At 31.4% G+C, this 16,906-nt stretch carries 18 protein-coding genes; 11 read left to right on the forward strand and 7 right to left on the reverse strand.

The window, feature by feature from the left end; all coding sequences use genetic code 11:
• Window positions 1-41: 41 nt before the first annotated feature.
• Entirely contained in the window at window positions 42-389 is a 348-nt protein-coding gene (locus QUF93_RS01700; protein WP_289361246.1) for a short-chain dehydrogenase, read from the reverse strand.
• A gap of 860 nt (window positions 390-1,249) precedes the next feature.
• On the opposite strand from QUF93_RS01700, the gene QUF93_RS01705 reads away from it, so the two are divergent.
• On the forward strand, window positions 1,250-2,437 hold the full coding sequence (locus QUF93_RS01705) for a ParM/StbA family protein (protein WP_199676016.1): 1,188 nt from the start codon (window positions 1,250-1,252) through the stop codon (window positions 2,435-2,437).
• Window position 2,438: 1 nt separating this feature from the next.
• A complete protein-coding gene (locus tag QUF93_RS01710) occupies window positions 2,439-2,876 on the forward strand; it encodes a hypothetical protein (protein WP_001280890.1) in 438 nt (145 codons plus the stop codon).
• 66 nt (window positions 2,877-2,942) lie between these two features.
• On the opposite strand, the gene QUF93_RS01715 is transcribed toward QUF93_RS01710, so the two are convergent.
• The gene (locus tag QUF93_RS01715; protein ID WP_289361247.1) at window positions 2,943-4,622 is read right to left on the reverse strand and encodes a helix-turn-helix domain-containing protein; all 1,680 of its coding nucleotides are present in this window, start codon (window positions 4,620-4,622) and stop codon (window positions 2,943-2,945) included.
• A 1,139-nt stretch (window positions 4,623-5,761) separates the two neighbouring features.
• Between QUF93_RS01715 and QUF93_RS01720 the strand changes: the two genes are divergently transcribed.
• A complete protein-coding gene (locus tag QUF93_RS01720) occupies window positions 5,762-7,462 on the forward strand; it encodes a hypothetical protein (protein WP_289361248.1) in 1,701 nt (566 codons plus the stop codon).
• A gap of 850 nt (window positions 7,463-8,312) precedes the next feature.
• Here QUF93_RS01720 and QUF93_RS01725 read toward each other — a convergent pair.
• Entirely contained in the window at window positions 8,313-9,350 is a 1,038-nt protein-coding gene (locus QUF93_RS01725; protein ID WP_289361249.1) for an endonuclease/exonuclease/phosphatase family protein, read from the reverse strand.
• Between the two features lie 373 nt (window positions 9,351-9,723).
• Here QUF93_RS01725 and QUF93_RS01730 point away from each other — a divergent pair, with 373 nt between their 5' ends.
• From QUF93_RS01730 to QUF93_RS01745, 4 genes are all read left to right on the forward strand, one after another.
• Window positions 9,724-10,014, forward strand: a complete 291-nt coding sequence (locus tag QUF93_RS01730) for a hypothetical protein (RefSeq protein ID WP_289361250.1) — start codon at window positions 9,724-9,726, stop codon at window positions 10,012-10,014.
• 7 nt (window positions 10,015-10,021) lie between these two features.
• Window positions 10,022-10,207, forward strand: coding sequence for a hypothetical protein (locus tag QUF93_RS01735; RefSeq protein ID WP_289361334.1), 186 nt, complete (start codon window positions 10,022-10,024; stop codon window positions 10,205-10,207).
• 99 nt (window positions 10,208-10,306) lie between these two features.
• Window positions 10,307-11,488: an FtsK/SpoIIIE domain-containing protein gene (locus tag QUF93_RS01740; protein ID WP_215582601.1), complete on the forward strand. Its 1,182-nt coding sequence runs from the start codon at window positions 10,307-10,309 to the stop codon at window positions 11,486-11,488.
• The gene (locus QUF93_RS01745; RefSeq protein ID WP_215582282.1) at window positions 11,427-12,041 is read left to right on the forward strand and encodes a replication-relaxation family protein; all 615 of its coding nucleotides are present in this window, start codon (window positions 11,427-11,429) and stop codon (window positions 12,039-12,041) included. Before QUF93_RS01740 ends, QUF93_RS01745 begins: the two co-directional genes overlap by 62 nt.
• Before the next feature lies 1 nt (window position 12,042).
• Here QUF93_RS01745 and QUF93_RS01750 read toward each other — a convergent pair whose 3' ends face one another.
• Window positions 12,043-12,267: a helix-turn-helix domain-containing protein gene (locus QUF93_RS01750; RefSeq protein ID WP_000118337.1), complete on the reverse strand. Its 225-nt coding sequence runs from the start codon at window positions 12,265-12,267 to the stop codon at window positions 12,043-12,045.
• A gap of 464 nt (window positions 12,268-12,731) precedes the next feature.
• Between QUF93_RS01750 and QUF93_RS01755 the strand changes: the two genes are divergently transcribed.
• The 3 genes from QUF93_RS01755 (at window position 12,732) to QUF93_RS01765 (ending at window position 14,620) form a co-directional block, all read left to right on the forward strand.
• Window positions 12,732-14,003 (forward strand): Y-family DNA polymerase, encoded by a 1,272-nt coding sequence (locus QUF93_RS01755; RefSeq protein WP_289361251.1) that lies wholly within the window; start codon window positions 12,732-12,734, stop codon window positions 14,001-14,003.
• Window positions 14,004-14,018: 15 nt separating this feature from the next.
• Complete coding sequence (locus QUF93_RS01760) at window positions 14,019-14,348, forward strand: YolD-like family protein (RefSeq protein ID WP_289361252.1); 330 nt, start codon at window positions 14,019-14,021, stop codon at window positions 14,346-14,348.
• Window positions 14,349-14,440: 92 nt separating this feature from the next.
• Window positions 14,441-14,620: a DUF8096 family protein gene (locus tag QUF93_RS01765; protein WP_289361253.1), complete on the forward strand. Its 180-nt coding sequence runs from the start codon at window positions 14,441-14,443 to the stop codon at window positions 14,618-14,620.
• Between the two features lie 57 nt (window positions 14,621-14,677).
• On the opposite strand, the gene QUF93_RS01770 is transcribed toward QUF93_RS01765, so the two are convergent.
• Together QUF93_RS01770 and QUF93_RS01775 are read right to left on the reverse strand one after the other, a co-directional pair.
• Window positions 14,678-14,863: a hypothetical protein gene (locus QUF93_RS01770; protein WP_289361254.1), complete on the reverse strand. Its 186-nt coding sequence runs from the start codon at window positions 14,861-14,863 to the stop codon at window positions 14,678-14,680.
• Window positions 14,808-15,056, reverse strand: a complete 249-nt coding sequence (locus QUF93_RS01775; RefSeq protein ID WP_353050835.1) for a hypothetical protein — start codon at window positions 15,054-15,056, stop codon at window positions 14,808-14,810. The genes QUF93_RS01770 and QUF93_RS01775 overlap by 56 nt, the downstream gene beginning before the upstream one ends.
• A 673-nt stretch (window positions 15,057-15,729) precedes the next feature.
• On the opposite strand from QUF93_RS01775, the gene QUF93_RS01780 reads away from it, so the two are divergent.
• Complete coding sequence (locus QUF93_RS01780; RefSeq protein ID WP_289361255.1) at window positions 15,730-16,191, forward strand: hypothetical protein; 462 nt, start codon at window positions 15,730-15,732, stop codon at window positions 16,189-16,191.
• Window positions 16,192-16,341: 150 nt separating this feature from the next.
• On the opposite strand, the gene QUF93_RS01785 is transcribed toward QUF93_RS01780, so the two are convergent.
• The gene (locus QUF93_RS01785; protein WP_071744276.1) at window positions 16,342-16,761 is read right to left on the reverse strand and encodes a CBS domain-containing protein; all 420 of its coding nucleotides are present in this window, start codon (window positions 16,759-16,761) and stop codon (window positions 16,342-16,344) included.
• Window positions 16,762-16,906: the final 145 nt, after the last annotated feature.

Below are 16,906 nucleotides of genomic sequence, written 5' to 3' on the forward strand. Positions count from 1 at the left end.
GTTTAATTTCAGAAAGCGAATCATCAATAATAGGTCCTTTTTTAAATTCCAATGTGAATCATATATTTATTCTCTTCTTTTGCTTGAATAATTTTTTTGACTAATTCGCTAAGATCAACAGATTCTTCCATGTCTTTATAAGATATAACCACATCTAAAAATTGAGATAATGATTCAGGTGGAATAATCGTAATCCCACAATACGCTAAACCATATTCGGGACGATTTAATGAATGAAAATACGTTTTCATTGCCGATAAAGGTTCAAGCAAATTTTCGATAATATCATCCTCTACTGAGATACAGTTATGTACATCTGGAGTGTAACTCTGGTAGGTCTTTTCATTATTGATGTCATTAATTATGCCAAATTCGTGTTCTAAAGCCATGAATGTAAACCCCCTTTTGATAATTTCCCTATCCTTTTCTTAACTAACCGAGTAGCTTATTATCACTTAACATTTCATTAATTACTGATCGTTCTTATGGTGTAATTTTAGTCATACTTATTATTAAACATATAGAATGAACAACTGCTTTCTATTTTAGCTTCTACACCTACTCCCGATTTCTATAAATCCCTCAGAATACCAATCACCTCTCTCTCAATAACCATTTCCTTGTCCCCCAAAAAAACCTTGATATTAAAGAAGGCAACGCTGCAATAACGGATAGCGTTCACTTAATGTTAAACACTAAAATAACACTTCGATAACGTTTGTGCTGTTAGGGGATTCGAATACATCCTCTAAAATATCCTTTACACAGCTCAACAATAATCTGTATTTTAGTTTCTCTAATTAGTTATATTTATTTTTAAAATTAGATTTGAATATCAATAGTTTTATTTAAGTATAAACCTTGTACAAGTCGTATCTACTTTAATTTCTAAAAATATCTTAAAGGAATCCTATCATCGAATATAGAAACCTTCTCCAGGACTTATACAAATGATATACCAAACATACTGTTAACTTTAAAAAACAGTCAATCTAGCCAATACACTAAAATGAATTCAAATAAATATAAAATAAATATTTATAATATATTTATTTTAATGAAATCCCTAACACGCCAACTCATACAACAATATTAATCCCATAAGTATATTTTTATTATATCTAAAATATATTTATAGAATATTTTATTAATATTAACTTCTTCCGAATCCTTGTTTTCACTCTGGTTTTAAGTTATAATATAGTTAATAAATATAAATAAGAAATAAAAATTATAGAGGTGATGTATAATGACAGATTTAAAAGGGAATAATCTTCATATAGACATTGAAGGCGATATTGGGAACGATTCTTTTAAAGGTTACATCAATGGTGAATACATAAAAATGAAAAACGTATATCAAAGCGTTTACTCAATGCCCAATGTAACAGAAACAAACACTCAGAAAAATGTAATTAATTTAGTAGACAATATGTTTGTAAATATTGCTAGTAAATCAATTAGAAGATCCGGTATGTATTTTATTGGTAATCGAGCAATGCTAACTGGGAAGAACCCAAAAAACATGAACATTAAAGTAGGTCAAAAATATAATGATGATTTGCCGTTAATTAATATGCTAGGACTAATTGCAAACAAATCAGTTCAGCTTGAGTGGGAAAGAACTGAACTACTACCACAATCAATTAATGTGACTGTTGATCTTATTTCAGCTATTCCAGCAAGCCAATGGACACCTGTAAATGCTAAGCACCTGGAGCAACGTTTTACTAACTCAAATCATGTTGTAGTTGTTTATGTAGGCGAAGAACAAGTAACGGTCAGCTTAACATTTAACAGTGCAAACATCACTCAAGAAGGTGTTCCACCTTTATATGCAATTCTTGAAGGCGAAGAAGATATGTTTAGTGATTTTATTAAACTATATAAAGACAAACTTGAGGTAGAGACAGTAAAAAAAGCATTTTTCAAGAACAAAAAGATCTTACATAGTGACATTGGAGATGGAACAACTGAGTATATATACACAGTTGGCGTAAATCCAGTAATTGATGCTTGTAGTGGAGAAAGACGTGGAGTTGGGCATGCTACAGAAGAAGCTGTTAAGCTATTAAACCAAGAACGTGGCACAAACATTAAACGCCAACAATTCTCACAAATCCTTCAAGATTCAGACCATAAATATCATGAAGAAGCTACTGGGTACTTTAATATTACAAAAGTGGAACAGGCTGAACTTATCTTAGAAGATACAAGTGAAAAATATGTAAGTAATACAGCTAGTGAAGCTGAAATTTTATGTGTATATGGTGGGGGAAGTGTTACTTTTAAAGATGAATTATATGATCAATTATTAGAGTACTGTGAGCAAGTTGGTATGTACTTATTATGGATTCCAGAAAAATATGCTGTAGATATGAATGCTAGAGGAATGCAAGTAATTAAGAAAATTCTTACTCGAAAAAAGGTGAGATAATATGTCTGACAAGAAAAGAGAATCTTTCTTTTGGAATCTCAAAAAAATTGAGAACGAGGAATTCTTTAAATGGTTTGAATCTCAAGGGAATATAGCAGATTCATTATATAAACTTGTCTGTTACTTTATTGATAAACATGGCTTACAAGATGTTGGTGATTATAAGATTCAACAACAAATGCAAAGAGAAATCTTACTTCAAGATAAAGATTTTTTAAATGAGGTTAAACGGTTCCTATTGAATGATTCAAATCTCATTATCAAAAATGAAGACCCAAGCATCCATAATGAGAGAAAATCTCCTAATGAAGAAATTGAGACTTCTGAAGAGCAATCCGATAATGAAGATGTAAAAAAAGAAGACGTTTCTAAATCTGAAACAAAAACTTTAAATGATGAATATGAGGATCTTGATACAGCAAGTTTATTTGGCAATTAGTATATAAATACTCTAAAAAAAAGAGTCCTAGAAATAGGACTCTTTTTTTAGACTTTAAATTTCAACTTACATCTTATCAATAATTAACTGTCGTTTATACCATTGATTTAATTTGCTTCTCGCCGTACTAGAGAGACGTTTTGTTTTTTTATTATAGAATCTAGAAAGAGTAGGCTGCGATATACCTATCTCTATTGAAAGTTCTCGCATAGTTATATTCTTTTTCATATGCATAAACTCTATTTTCTCTCTGATTACTTGTTCATTTTCATTCGTATCTAATGGTTTTTCTACAATTTGTATTGGCTGACTTTCCTCATGTATTGTATCAATTGCTTTCTTTTTCGCTAAGTTTTCCAAAGAACTAATTAGTTCTTTGGGTGGCAATATTACTATTCCTAACTGTGAATAATAGTTTTTAAACCAATTCTTTTTTGTCAGTTTTTCTTCTTCTAAACCATTATGATATTCCCAATGAGAAATTACTTCTTCTTTTTCTAAATCAATAAGAACATTTTCTAATTGTTCGCGGATACGATTAGGTTTTTGTTTCTGGTTTATACCCATAACTGCTAACAAACCTTTATCTCCACCTATAGAATAGGGTCTTTGTAAGCTAGAAAACATTTGACGTATTCTCCATTGCCATGTCAAATATCGAATTAATCTTTTATGATATTTGTGTCTATAACTATTATATTCAAGTGCCTTTTTTGATAATAATGCGGTAGTACTATTAGACCCATATAGATATCCGGATAAGAAACTTCCCGGTTTGATTCGGCACGATTCTATCCCCATGTATTCGTTTGTGTTTTTATCTCTCCATAGAACTACGGAATCTAATACAAATAGTCTTTTAATTACCTCGCGTTTTACTTCATAATGCTTACCTGTTTCAGCGCGATCATTTAATACGACTACTTCATTGTCATCATTTAGATATATAAAAATACTCGCTAGGGCCGCAATCCGCTTCGCTACCTTAATTTTATCTTCCACTCTATAATATTCGACACCATTTGCCTTAGCTTTTGAAATACTGCACATTTCTAAAACTTGTTCATATGAAAAATCAATAAATTCATCCGGCGATTTTGCTTCATTCAACCATTGAATTGTGATGGTATCTAAACAATCTGCAGTTAAATCATCCATATTACTCATTACGCCGTCTACTAAAGTATTCCATCTTGCTGTCTCTTCAATATTCGTTAACTTTAGATCTTCATCTTTATGAGAGGAAAGCTGTGCCACTCCATTACTATCCTTTGTTTCAATAGGATAAGATTTTAACCGTGTGTTTTCATCTTCTTCAAATTGATTTTTAGCTATTCCATCTCTTAACTTATAATAGACCGCGGAGTTATTTACTTCTAAATAGTTTTCATTCAATATGTTCGCATCTGATTCACTTGTTGCTGTATGCACTATAGTACTAGCTGTCTGATTTTTACGAAACTCTTGTTCAATAAAGACACCTATTTTCTCATGAATAATTAATCTGTAAGCATCTATATTTTTAAATATATCTAGAGAAGAAACACCTTTTCTTTGTTGTTGCTCTAGCCACTGTACAAGCATTGAAAATGATGGAGAAAGGTATTCTGAAGTCACAATTTTACTTTTATCTGCTTCAACCTCAACATAATAGGAAACCCATTTATGCCACAATTGCTCATCTTGTTTATACAGTGGTTCTGTTATTGATAGTGCATCTCTAAACAATTGTAGAACGTCTTCCATATAAATTCGGCTCCTTATATACATTTAGTTATTATTGATCTTAATTTGAAAATAATTAGCTATATGATGTTCCTTTTTATAAAACTAGAAATAAAGTCGGAATATTTCATTCTTTCATTTCACTGTTAACATGGTAAGGGCTCTATTTTGCATACTTATAGCCCTCTCTGTAACTGATTATACAAGACTCAATCAATTTGTAAAATCCAAATAGCAATTATACAAGTACTTATACAATAACCTATCTTTCATTCATTAACTCTTTTTCTATTAGATTTCCAGTACTATTATTCATATTTCTCTCCCTAAAGTTCCTCTTACATTTAACAGAGAAGTAAAAGCCAAAAATGTAAAGATGAAAATATATATGTTACTTCGAATACCCCAAATTCATCAAAAATGAAAATTTATAGTCATATCATTCCCCTTTCCATCAAAACATGAAACAAAAATGACATTATGTAACTTTTTTTACTAACTCGAAATTTTTTTCTAAAAGTGCTTAAAGCTTGATATATAAGCGTTTCTATTACAGCTATACTATTAGTTATGAAAATTTATAGCTATATGATGTCCCTTTTATTTTAGATGAAAACCCCATAAACCTTTTTATATTAAGGCTTTACACGTTTATAACCCTATTTTCACGTATTTATGCACCATGAAAATCGATAGCTGTATGATGTCCCTTTTTTTAACCAAACATGAAAACCCACCTAGCCACTTCATGTTCCTTTTGTAATTGTAAAATTACAGATAAAACCCATTAACATCACTGTTTAAAGGGTTTCATCTGTTTAATTCACAATTATAAACATGAAAATTTATAGCCATATCATGTCCCTTTTATTTTTTAAAAAATCGATATAACTGTTGATTTAATCATGTTTACAAGGATTTTTCGCTATTTTCCTTCTTTTCTACCAATATGAAAATTCATAGCCATATCATGTCCATAAAAAAATTCCCAAGAATCCTGAAACCCCTTGATAGACAAGGGATTAAAGGGCGTTTCATCTTTTTATTTTTTCTCTTAAAGGGACGCATTTCAACAAATTTCGATTTGGTATAATCAAAATTGGTATATTTTATAGTGTTTTGGCATTTATTTCTGAATTTATAGGTAGGAGGTGAAAAAGATGGGAAAATCATTTATTATTCGTAATCAGCGTAGTCTAAATGGACAATCTACAAATGCAGTATTAGTAACACTGAAGTCTTGGCAAAAGCTTGTTGAAACTTTCGAAGAGAAATACTACAGCTATAAAGATACATACCTTGAGGATATTGTTGATCATATGACGTATGAGGAGCGTATTGCCGATGTGGATGGCTTCGTAGCACAGGCTAAACCATCTTTTTCACGTCGTACACTATCTGCTATTTCGGAAACAATGGGAAAAAAGCATAAATTATATGGCATTACAAACGCAGATTTGGAAGTCTTCTTATATCTACATAAAAAATGTTACACGAATGGGGTCATTCCAAATGTAACAATACATATGATGTGGGAAGATTACAAACTATACAAAGAAGAATTTGCTTACATACAGCATTCTCAATTCTATATTGCATTAAAGAAATTAAGTATACATAACATTATTACGATTGAAAATGAATTAGATGGCCGATATACAATTAAATTAACTCATTTTATGAATGAAGAAACTGAAAAAGCCAATGCATATGTTTATATTAGCCCAGTGGTATTTACGAAAGATTTCTTTGAGCTATCAGTTGCATCTAAGAAGCTATTCTTAGATATTGCTATGCAACAGCACAGTGAAACTACACTAAAACGTTCCTTAGACAAACAAGATGAAAAAGGGAATAAAACTCATTTTGGTGGGATGTACCGCTTTTTACATAAAAAATATCCACATCAAATTCGCGCAGTTATGACAGAATTAACAACTGCATTACCATGTACAGGGACTCCACTATTCAAAATTTGTAAATTACAAAAAGGGGTTAAGAATAAAAAAAGATATACGACTCTATATCTATCCTTACATACGGATTTCTTATGTGCAAAAGAAACAGGAGACGTACAGTATCGCGATCCATTCACACCAAAGCTTACTTATGCTCGTAAAGCTCGTTTTATCGAATCCGTACTACAAGAAATGAATATTGGTGAATTTACACAAGACATGAACAAGTTTATCCATGTACTTAAATATACATGCCATCGACAAATTCGAAGCGTAATTCATAGCTTACGTGACATGATAGATCGTAATGAAGAGTATCCAAGCAAATTAGTATATACACTGAAAAAATTATTAAATCAAACATCACAATATCAAATTCTTGATACCGCAGCTAAAGAGGGTATTTATCCTCTGATTACACAACATGTTCCAAACGAACAAAAAGAACAAGCTGTATTTGATTTCGGATTACATTTCTCTATGTACTCTCTAAGAAACATCAAAAAGTTGTTCCGCAAAACGTATGAATTACTAAATTACAAATTTGCTGTACCTGTTACAGAGGAATCTTATCACCGCAACTATCTAAAGTTTCAAGAAGAAACGTTGTTTAGAAAGTACGCTTATGAACAAGGTACAAACCTAAACGCTTATATGGCTTTAGAAATAGAAATACGTGAACTCTTAAAGGTAAGAGGACATAAAGAACGCTCTATTCCTAGTGATGTTCGGGAATTGTTCATTGAGAAGATAGATAGATTACCGAAAGAAAAGCTTCGCGTTATTGAAGTACCAGATAACTTTAATTTAATTACATTTATGCGTGCCTTTGAACAGTTAATACGCGCTGGTATCCCAGTAACAACGGCTGAGCAAGTACTGACAGCAATGAAAACGAACTAATCATAATCAGCTCTCTATTTTTGAAAAAAATTCAAGATAGAGGGCTATTCGTGTTGATACGTTTATTTAAAAGAATTTTACTCATTCTTCACATTAAGTAACTTTACTCGATTCTATTCAAAATAGAGTCTATTTTTATGCAATCATATACAAAAATAGTATAGTACCTATCTATATTTCCACACATACTTCCATAAAAACATATTATAAGCTGTCTATATACATTCAAATATCTACAAGAAATCATAAGAAAAAAATTAAATTTCGTGGATAAGTAGATAAATAACACATAATGTGAATAATTTAGTGCCATTATCATTGATATAAATGGCTTATATGCCTTCATCTATCAAAAATCATCAATATTAATGTGAGTTATGTGCGAAATTAGGATACTGTTGATTAAATAACATATAATGTGAATCTTTTGTGGGTAACTACAATAAGATTGTGGAAATTCATTGAATTCATATGAAATTTTACGATCGAATAAATATGTTTAATAATGTATCAAATTGTTTCATTTTTTATGTAGGAATACTAAATTCCATTTATGATTATTTGTAGATTTTAAACCATAATATTGCCTATTTTCACGTTGTAAGATTATACTATTTATGATTTTTTACGCTATGAAATGTTAAGAGGCTTTGTTAGAGTAAGGATATACGTACATTTGCCAGTCCTATATAAGTTTTATCTTTATATTTTTAATATATATATAAGATATATATTTATATTAGATTTTATTAACTACTCTTCAATTACATTGTTATTAAAATGACTGAACAAGGTTATTTGAAATAGGTTCCACTCACAAAATAAAAAACACCCTTTTTTTATTCTTAGATTAATTTCCCTTAAACTGTATGGTTGCAACCACTTGGGCATGATCAGATTGTTTTTTATTTTCAATATCATCACATTTTAGATGTCGGTCAAGTACCTCATATGTACTTACTCGACCAACATGCTGTTCGTTTTTTTCATTAAGTGCATTAGATACAAAAATATAGTCTAATACGTTTCCTATTTTTTTATAATAATGTGTTGGCAATCTTTTTTGTCCACTTTGATTTGGAGCTAAGTCAAAAGCATCATAAAGTTTATAGTCATATCCAATTTTTTGTGTTTCTTCAGGAAGCGTTGAATAGGCTTTTCCATCTACCTCTAAAAGCCTTTCTCTATTAGTTAATGCTTCGATGGGAATAGAATATTCGTCATCATTTAAATCACCAAGTATGATAACTGGAACCTCTTTATGAGTGCTTAGAGTTTCTGATATCTCATGATACAAAACTGCTGATTCTGCTCCCCGTTGTAGTAATGATGCTACATGTCCTATTGACCTTGCACGTAAGGTTGCTAATATTTTTTTATCCCATGTATCACTAGAAGTAAAATGTAGAGCTTTAACTGCTGGATTTTTTGATTTTAAATGAGAAACATAAAAAACGACATCACCTGATCCATCAATATGTACCTTAGCTTTTATTGGAATTCGGCTGAATTTAAAACCTTTTTCAACCGGTAGTTCGTCAGTAATGGAATCTGGTACTTTAACTGGATTTATTGATATTATTGGATGTTTTGAAGCTATAGCAACCACTGGTTTTATAAATACTAATGAATTATCTATATCTGTAACAGGATTTTCTACTGTTTCAAAATGAGTAAATCCTAGCTCCTCAACTAAGCTCTTCAAAATAGTTGTGCTAAATACTTCTTGGAAACCAATAACATCGCATTTCATCTTCAATATTTGTTCTTTAATCCATTCTTTCTTCATCAACCAATCGGCATCTGAATAAACATTCTGAGGCTCATACCATGCGAAAGGAGGTTCAACAAATTGGTATAAGTTAAATGTCCCACAGCGAATCTGCATAAGCTTTCACCTTCTTTAATATGATTTTCCACACAGTGAAGATAATGGCAAATTCTTTCTACTTAACTTGGTTAGAAGCACATGTATTAATTGCTTGCGTAGAAAGAATAATTTCAAGGTATACCAGTAATGTTTCCCTCTAAATGATGAATATACCCCTATTAACTATTCTCTACACAGTAAAGAAACTAATCCAGATTGATCTATGCCAACAGCTGATGCCATTATAGTGTTATTTCGGGTAATTTAAGATTTTTGTCGAACGTCATTCCTATTTTGGAATGACGTATTTTTTTAGGGACAAATTCGAAAATCCGTATCATTATCATATGTATTTAGTGTATCTAGAATTCTATATGGATGGTGAAGACATATGAGTCAATATCAAATGCTGTATAGTACACCTTATCTGTATTCTTCTCGAACATTGAATCAAATGTACAAAGCTAATAAGAATGAAGAAAACATATGCGCTATACAAGAGCATATGTTACGTCACGAAGTATACCTGGACCAACAATATCGAGGTTACTATTATTTAAGTCAAAAAATTGAAGACGATCTATATGGCGATGAACAGGCATTGTCATGGAATGAGCTACTGGATGATTATCAACTTTATAGAGATCGTAAGGGGAATTTATCTATCAAACCGAAAGGATGAGATAAACATTACAATCATTGGAGAGCTAGGGATTGTATATGGCGTGACCGGAGCTTCAGTTTTAGGAATAAAATTGCTGAAGAAGAAAGGTCTTTATCTTCCAGGTTGGTTGCTACGTGCAGGTCTTAAATGCTTGTTGATTGGGAGTGTTTGGTACGTTCTAATGGATATACTAGATTTGTTTCTACGTTAGTATTACATCTGGTAGTTGAAAGTGATTATAATAGCGCACCTTAAACGTTTTTTCTAAGCTTCCATACAAGCTCAACTACCTTAAGGAGGTATGGAGGGAATGTTATCACTTTTATTAATTCCAGCAACCTTTATAACTGTAGCTTATTTTTATCAAAGTAACGGAATGAGTGATAAGAAAAAAATTGCAACGTTTTTTGAAATTGCAAAGATATGTGTTCAACATAAAGGTGAATTACAATACCCCATTTTTATAAAAGAAATTAAAGATGATATAAGTATGAATTATGTTTACAAGTTACCACTTGGTGTACCTAGTCAACTTATCCAAAAGTTAGCTGAAGTATTAGAAGAAGGTCTATATAAACCTGTTAAAATATCGTTTCATCAAAGAGAGCTTCATATTCGAGTATTTAGCGAACAAATACCTGAAATGTGGAATTGGTCTAAGGATCTATTAAAAGAGCATACATGGAGAGTTATGATGGGCAAAGCGTTAGATAAACATGTGTATCATGATTTCGAGAAAACACCGCATATGTGCGTGTCAGGTATGACACGGTTTGGAAAGACAGTATTTCTAAAAAATGTGATGACGAGTTTGATTTTACAACAATCTCAACATGTAAGTTTTTTTATTATTGACTTGAAGGAAGGATTAGAATTTAGCCCCTACAAGAATTTGTCTCAAGTTGTAGAGGTCGCTGAAAATCCGAAACAGGCGTTAGAAATGTTGATGAGGGTACGTGAAAAGATGGTAAGACAGATTGAAATGATGAAGAAGTCCTATTTTACCAATATCATAGACACATCAATTAAAGAACGTTGCTTCATCATAGTAGATGAAGGAGCAAACCTATGTCCTACACAGGGATTACCTAAAAAACAACGTGATGTATTATTTTTGTGCCAGGAGATGTTGTCCGAAGTCGCAAGAATCGGAGGTGGTTTAGGGTTTCGACTCATATTTTGCACTCAATATCCTACTTCTGATACATTACCCAGACAAATTAAACAAAACTCAGATGCGAAAATAGGCTTTCGCTTACCCACAACCGTAGCATCACAAGTCGCTTTGGATGAACCGGGACTGGAGGATCTGCCATCTCTGCCAGGAAGAGCATTATTTAAGACTGATCGTACAGAAGAAATCCAGGTACCTTTTTTAAAGGATACAGATATGTGGGAGTTACTAAAGCAATACAAGGTGGTGAAACAGCATGAGGCATCAAACACTCAAACAGAAAGCGAGACAAATCGAGATTTTATCCACTTTGAGTAAGTTAGATTTTGCAACAAGGAGGCAATTACAAGCCATCCACTGTCTAGGGAGTATTCGAAACGCAAATCGTGTACTAAAGGATCTACATTCATATTGTCACATTACAAAAGTGGCTCGTGAACACGTATATTATTTAAACAAAAAGGGACGGGATTTATTAGGCGTTACAAAAGAAGTGAAGAAAAGTAGTCAATTACAGCACATATTAATGCGAAATGAAAGCTGGATGTGGCTTGGATTTCCAGAATGGAAAACAGAAAGACCTATAGAGTTTTCAATTAATGGTCAACGGTATCAGATTATTCCTGACGCAACGTATTTTGAGGATAATGTCCCCCATTTCGTTGAAATAGATCGTATGCAACATATGAAGGCAAACGAACATAAAATACAGTTATATGGCCATATAACAGATATCTACAAAAGACAGAATGCTATTGTTCCAGTAATTATCTTTTTCACATTATCAGACTATCGACAATCAAAGTTAGAGCAATATGCTGTAAAACAAAATGTGTTTATGAGAACTTTTATAATGCACGATATATTTTAAACTACATCCAAAAGTCATCATGGTGGATTTCTTTATGAGTCATTCTCTTCAGCGCTTTAATAATCTTTTGTCCATTCTTAAATGAAGGATAAAAAGTATTTGCTCGACACAATTTACTAATCGTTCCTTCACTCACACCGGAGTTTTGAGCTAAATCTACTTGTTTAATATCATGATTGTCTAAAAATTTACCTAAATTAGATCTAGGCTTTTTAAACCAAGACATGCGTTTCACCTCAATTATTTGATTTTATTAAAAGCATGTCCAAATCTTTAGTTTTCTAAACTTTAGATAAGTGAATAATTTTGTTGTATACGGCATATAGTTTAAAAGAGAACGAGATAAAAAAATATGTAATAATTTTGAGGAATCTAGCATTCATATAAGTAGCTACAAGTTGCTGATACACTATTCTAATGGCAACTTGTTGCAAAGGGTATTCCTATAAAATTAAAAGCTTGAACCTATTGATACACAAGGGTTTAGGCTTTTTTTAATTTATGTAGCAATGAAAACAAGTTTAATAAATTAAGAGATATCATATTGTTGTGTCGTCGAATATTGAAGAATCATATATATAATTTCACGTACCATACTGATAATAAAAAAATATTTTCTAAATGGTTGTATAAGGCGAAACAATAGGTTTATAATAAGAACAAACGTTCTGTTTTGTGGAGGGTGAAACAATGTTTGATTACTCGAAATGCATGAATCGAATGATTTTCTGCATTGATCTATGTTCATTTTTTGCTAGTTGTGCGTGTGTCATGAGAGGATTAGATCCATTAAAAGTAAAATTAGCTGTTGTTGGTGACGTAAATAGAAAAGGATCTATTGTGCTGGCCGCCACTCCCGAATTGAAAAAAATGGGCATTTCTACAGCAACCAGATTATACGAAGTACCAAAAGATCCAAATATAATTATCGTAAATGCAACAATGAAAAGATTTGTTGAAATTTCAAATCAAATCACAGAAATTTATACAAAGTATGTAGCGTTAGAGGATCTACACGTTTACTCAATCGACGAAGCTTTTCTAGACATGCAACAAACAGCTCATCTTTTCGGACGTGATCCGATTGTAATTGCTAAAAGGATTCAAAAAGAGATATATGATACAACGGGCATAACTGCATCCATTGGAATTGCGCCTAACCTATTCCTTGCAAAAGTTGCTCTAGATGTGGAAAGTAAACATTCGAATTCCAGGATTGCAATGTGGTCATACGAAGATGTTTCGAAGAAATTATGGAATATTAAACCCCTTAAAAAAGTATGGGGAATTGGAAAGGCTACGGAAGAAGCGTTGCACAGCATGGGACTATTTTCCTTTGAGAAAGTTGCAAAAACGCCTAAAGAGCATCTAATAAAGCGGTTTGGCAAAGTAAAAGGTGAAGAGTTATATCGCTTCTCTTATGGTATAGATGAGAGCCGGATTGCAAATAAATACATTCCGAAAAGTACCTCTATAACAAAAGGACAGATCTTATTAGAGGATTGTTTCAGCCCAAATAAATTAAAATTACTTCTTCTAGAACAAATTGAAGAAACTTGTTTTCGTTTACGATCTATGGATAAATGCTGTCGTACGGTTGAGCTTGCTATAGGTTATAGCAAATACATCGGCGGAGGATTTAAACGAGCGATTACATTAGATCAGCCGACATGCTTAACAGAAGATGTGTATGAGGCCTCATTGCAACTATTAAAAAGGTTTCATTCTGGACATCCGGTACGCCAAATACATATTACACTAAAAAATTTGACCAGGGATGATGCAATTCAAATGTCATTGTTTGAAGATACTTCTCAAAAAGATACTAAAAGGAAATTAGCAAAGACGATGGATGGTATCCGGCATAAGTATGGCAAAAATTCAATTATGCGTGGTATTAGCTATATTCCAGGGGCTACACAACGTGATAGAAATAATAAAATTGGTGGACATAAAGCATAAGGAGGAATACAGATCATGATAGATAGAGGTATGATGCGATGGGTCCCATTTTCAGCAATAAAAGAACAGTTTGAAGGATTAAATGAATTGTATGAAAAACAAAATGAAGTACCGATGCCTATTTTAGATGAACAAAAATTAGAACTTATAAATGAAATAGTCTGTTGTGCAATGGCTGAAAATAAGCAAGTAAGTATTTCATACCAAAAACAGAACAAAGTATATTCCGAAGTGGGTTATATTCATTACTACGACATGATTTGTAATGAATTAAGAATTAGGAATCAACATGATAATGTATTTTATATAAAAGTTAATCATGTAACAGATATAAAATATACATAATCATCTACAAAATAAAAAGTATCCACTATGTGAATACTTCATGTTATTATGATTAAGTTATATTAATTGAGATTAATATGTAGGTGAAAACAATGGAGAATAAAGAACCTAAACAAGAATACGATTTAAGTAAAATATACGCATACAAAGATTTCCCTGATACAATTAGCGGTCGTTGCGATAATTGCGGCAATACCTCATTCAAGAGTTCCGTTAAAGATTTCATCTTTTTAAGAGAATGCCGTCAATGCGGTATGAAGAAAATCATATAGTCCTATCCAGGGCTTTTTTCTTTATCTACTTTTTTAAGTATATTATTGACTACTAAATCAAGATTTATAAAAATTGTAATCATGTACTCCATCTGGCAGATTTTTTTGTGCATGTCGTGCCAAATCCAATAAAATTCTAAATAAAAATTCCAGATCATTTGTACTAGTATCTATTTTTTGATGTAAGTTATTTGCAAGGTATCTTTTGATCTTTTCCCCAAGCTCCTGCACTTTTCTCAGCATTATGAATCCCTCCTAAACCCGGATGTAGTTTTGAGGGTACAGCCACAGCTTGACCTCCACCATCAATATGATGATGTATTAAAGTGTCATTATATAATTCTTTTAAATCATATTGAGGAAAATGTTTTCTAAACGTTGGATTGTTTATAGGTGAGAATCCTAATTCTACTTTTTGTATAATACATGTTTTAATGCGAAAATGTGATTTTTCGTTACCTCCCTATATGCAATATTGCATATGAGAATGTATTGATAAAAATGTAAGCGCTTACTATAATGAAAGCATAAAGATAAATCACATCTTAGCATCAACAAAAGAGGAGGAAATCATATGACAATCGCAATGGCAGTTTTATCATTCTTAGGTGGAGTACTTCCATTAGTAACAGAACTTTTAAAAGCAGTAATGTAAATTCATTATTCCACAATTATTTATAAAAATTATCATACCTTAATACGAAAAAAGAGGAGGAAATAATATGGCAATCGCAATGGCAGTTTTAAAATTTGTAGGTGGAATCATTCCATTTGTACAAGAACTTTTAAAAGCAGTAATGTAAGTTCATTATTCCGCAATTATTTATAAAAATTATCATACAAATGATCTGTATATCAAAAGTGAATTGATGTGCAGATCATTTGTGTGAGCTAAGTCCCTTTAGCATTATTAAGGGTCTTTTTTGTTATTACCGAAAGTAAACTTTTAGATAGAAATTTACATTCATAAAAATAATTAATCTTATTCAAAACTGTAAATACTAAAAGACAAACAAAGAAAATCTATTTGTAATAAAAAGCCTAGCAAAATCGCATTATATGTATTAATATATCCTTATATTGACAATATATGGAGTGAGAGATTTTTAATGAATAAGAAAAAAATAGGTTTATTAATTTTAATAATCATTATTCTTTGGTTTATATTTCCTCTTTCACCTTATTTAGCAGATTTAAATCATACAGAACAAAAGTTATATGATAAATTACAAAAGTCCCAAGATATTTATACACTAAAAAATCAGACCCCTAAAACAGTAGTAAGATTATATTTACATTCAATACAAGAAAAAAATTATGACACAACTTACCTTTTCTATAAAAATGATGAAGAAAAGATTGAGGAGAAGAACCAATTTTTAGAAGAAAGACTTGAACTCCATGAAAAAATGCTCTCATTTTTTAAGTTTGCCAGATCATCCGTAGTAATAAACGAAGCTCACAAAGATTCTGCAGTAATTAATATGCCTCGATGGAGAGGTAAAGATATTCAATTCCATATGTATAAAAAAGATGGAACATGGTTTATATACGACGTACCTTTTCAATAATTGAATAATATATCTAGTTAATTTATCAAAAAGAATGCTGGAATCCCAGGATTCTTTCAATATCATTAAAAGAAGAATCCAAAATCAAAATGGATTCTTCTTTTGTTAAATTTAAATTAAAAAATCAAAATAACTCAAACTCTAATACGTTCACACAGAATTTTGCTTAAGTAATAACCCTTGTGCGCAATAGTGAATAATGTCTCTCCTTTTAACAATTCCTATAAAAATGCCTTCGTCATCTATAACAGGAACAAAATTTTGCTCCATAGCCCTTGATAAAAGGTCTTCGATTTCTGCATTAATAGAAACTGGTTCATTAGAACGGTGTAAAGAAACATTACTTAAGAGAACTTGATGAGTATTGTTAAAACTTAAAGATGATGTATTTTTGAGTTTCCAAAGCAAATCTCCTTCTGTAAGTGTACCTGCATATTCCCCTTTATCATTGACTAAGGGGATAGCTGTATATCGATGGTGTTCCAACTTTTCTAAAGCCTGGCGCATCGTTGAATTTATATTTATATATGCAAGTTCACTCTTGGGTGTAAGAAAAAATGCAATATTCATTTTATTGATTGCTCCTTTAACATTTCATTTCCTTTTAATTTGCGTATTTTACTCATAACATTATTTAAAATATATAGTTCAAACTAAGTTCTTCTGCATAAATTTCTATTTAATGGATTATCTCTTATTTCTTTTTAACAAACAA

Source organism: Bacillus hominis, from assembly GCF_030348325.1.
GTDB lineage: Bacteria > Bacillota > Bacilli > Bacillales > Bacillaceae_G > Bacillus_A > Bacillus_A hominis.

Coding starts and splice junctions, on each gene's coding strand:
- QUF93_RS01725 (WP_289361249.1), bottom strand. CDS start 9,350: ATGCAGATTCGCTGTGGGACATTTAACTTATACCAATTTGTTGAACCT.
- QUF93_RS01730 (WP_289361250.1), top strand. CDS start 9,724: ATGAGTCAATATCAAATGCTGTATAGTACACCTTATCTGTATTCTTCT.
- QUF93_RS01705 (WP_199676016.1), top strand. CDS start 1,250: ATGACAGATTTAAAAGGGAATAATCTTCATATAGACATTGAAGGCGAT.
- QUF93_RS01755 (WP_289361251.1), top strand. CDS start 12,732: ATGTTTGATTACTCGAAATGCATGAATCGAATGATTTTCTGCATTGAT.
- QUF93_RS01720 (WP_289361248.1), top strand. CDS start 5,762: ATGGGAAAATCATTTATTATTCGTAATCAGCGTAGTCTAAATGGACAA.
- QUF93_RS01765 (WP_289361253.1), top strand. CDS start 14,441: ATGGAGAATAAAGAACCTAAACAAGAATACGATTTAAGTAAAATATAC.
- QUF93_RS01740 (WP_215582601.1), top strand. CDS start 10,307: ATGTTATCACTTTTATTAATTCCAGCAACCTTTATAACTGTAGCTTAT.
- QUF93_RS01785 (WP_071744276.1), bottom strand. CDS start 16,761: ATGAATATTGCATTTTTTCTTACACCCAAGAGTGAACTTGCATATATA.
- QUF93_RS01770 (WP_289361254.1), bottom strand. CDS start 14,863: ATGCTGAGAAAAGTGCAGGAGCTTGGGGAAAAGATCAAAAGATACCTT.
- QUF93_RS01780 (WP_289361255.1), top strand. CDS start 15,730: ATGAATAAGAAAAAAATAGGTTTATTAATTTTAATAATCATTATTCTT.
- QUF93_RS01700 (WP_289361246.1), bottom strand. CDS start 389: ATGGCTTTAGAACACGAATTTGGCATAATTAATGACATCAATAATGAA.
- QUF93_RS01750 (WP_000118337.1), bottom strand. CDS start 12,267: ATGTCTTGGTTTAAAAAGCCTAGATCTAATTTAGGTAAATTTTTAGAC.
- QUF93_RS01745 (WP_215582282.1), top strand. CDS start 11,427: ATGAGGCATCAAACACTCAAACAGAAAGCGAGACAAATCGAGATTTTA.
- QUF93_RS01710 (WP_001280890.1), top strand. CDS start 2,439: ATGTCTGACAAGAAAAGAGAATCTTTCTTTTGGAATCTCAAAAAAATT.
- QUF93_RS01760 (WP_289361252.1), top strand. CDS start 14,019: ATGATAGATAGAGGTATGATGCGATGGGTCCCATTTTCAGCAATAAAA.
- QUF93_RS01715 (WP_289361247.1), bottom strand. CDS start 4,622: ATGGAAGACGTTCTACAATTGTTTAGAGATGCACTATCAATAACAGAA.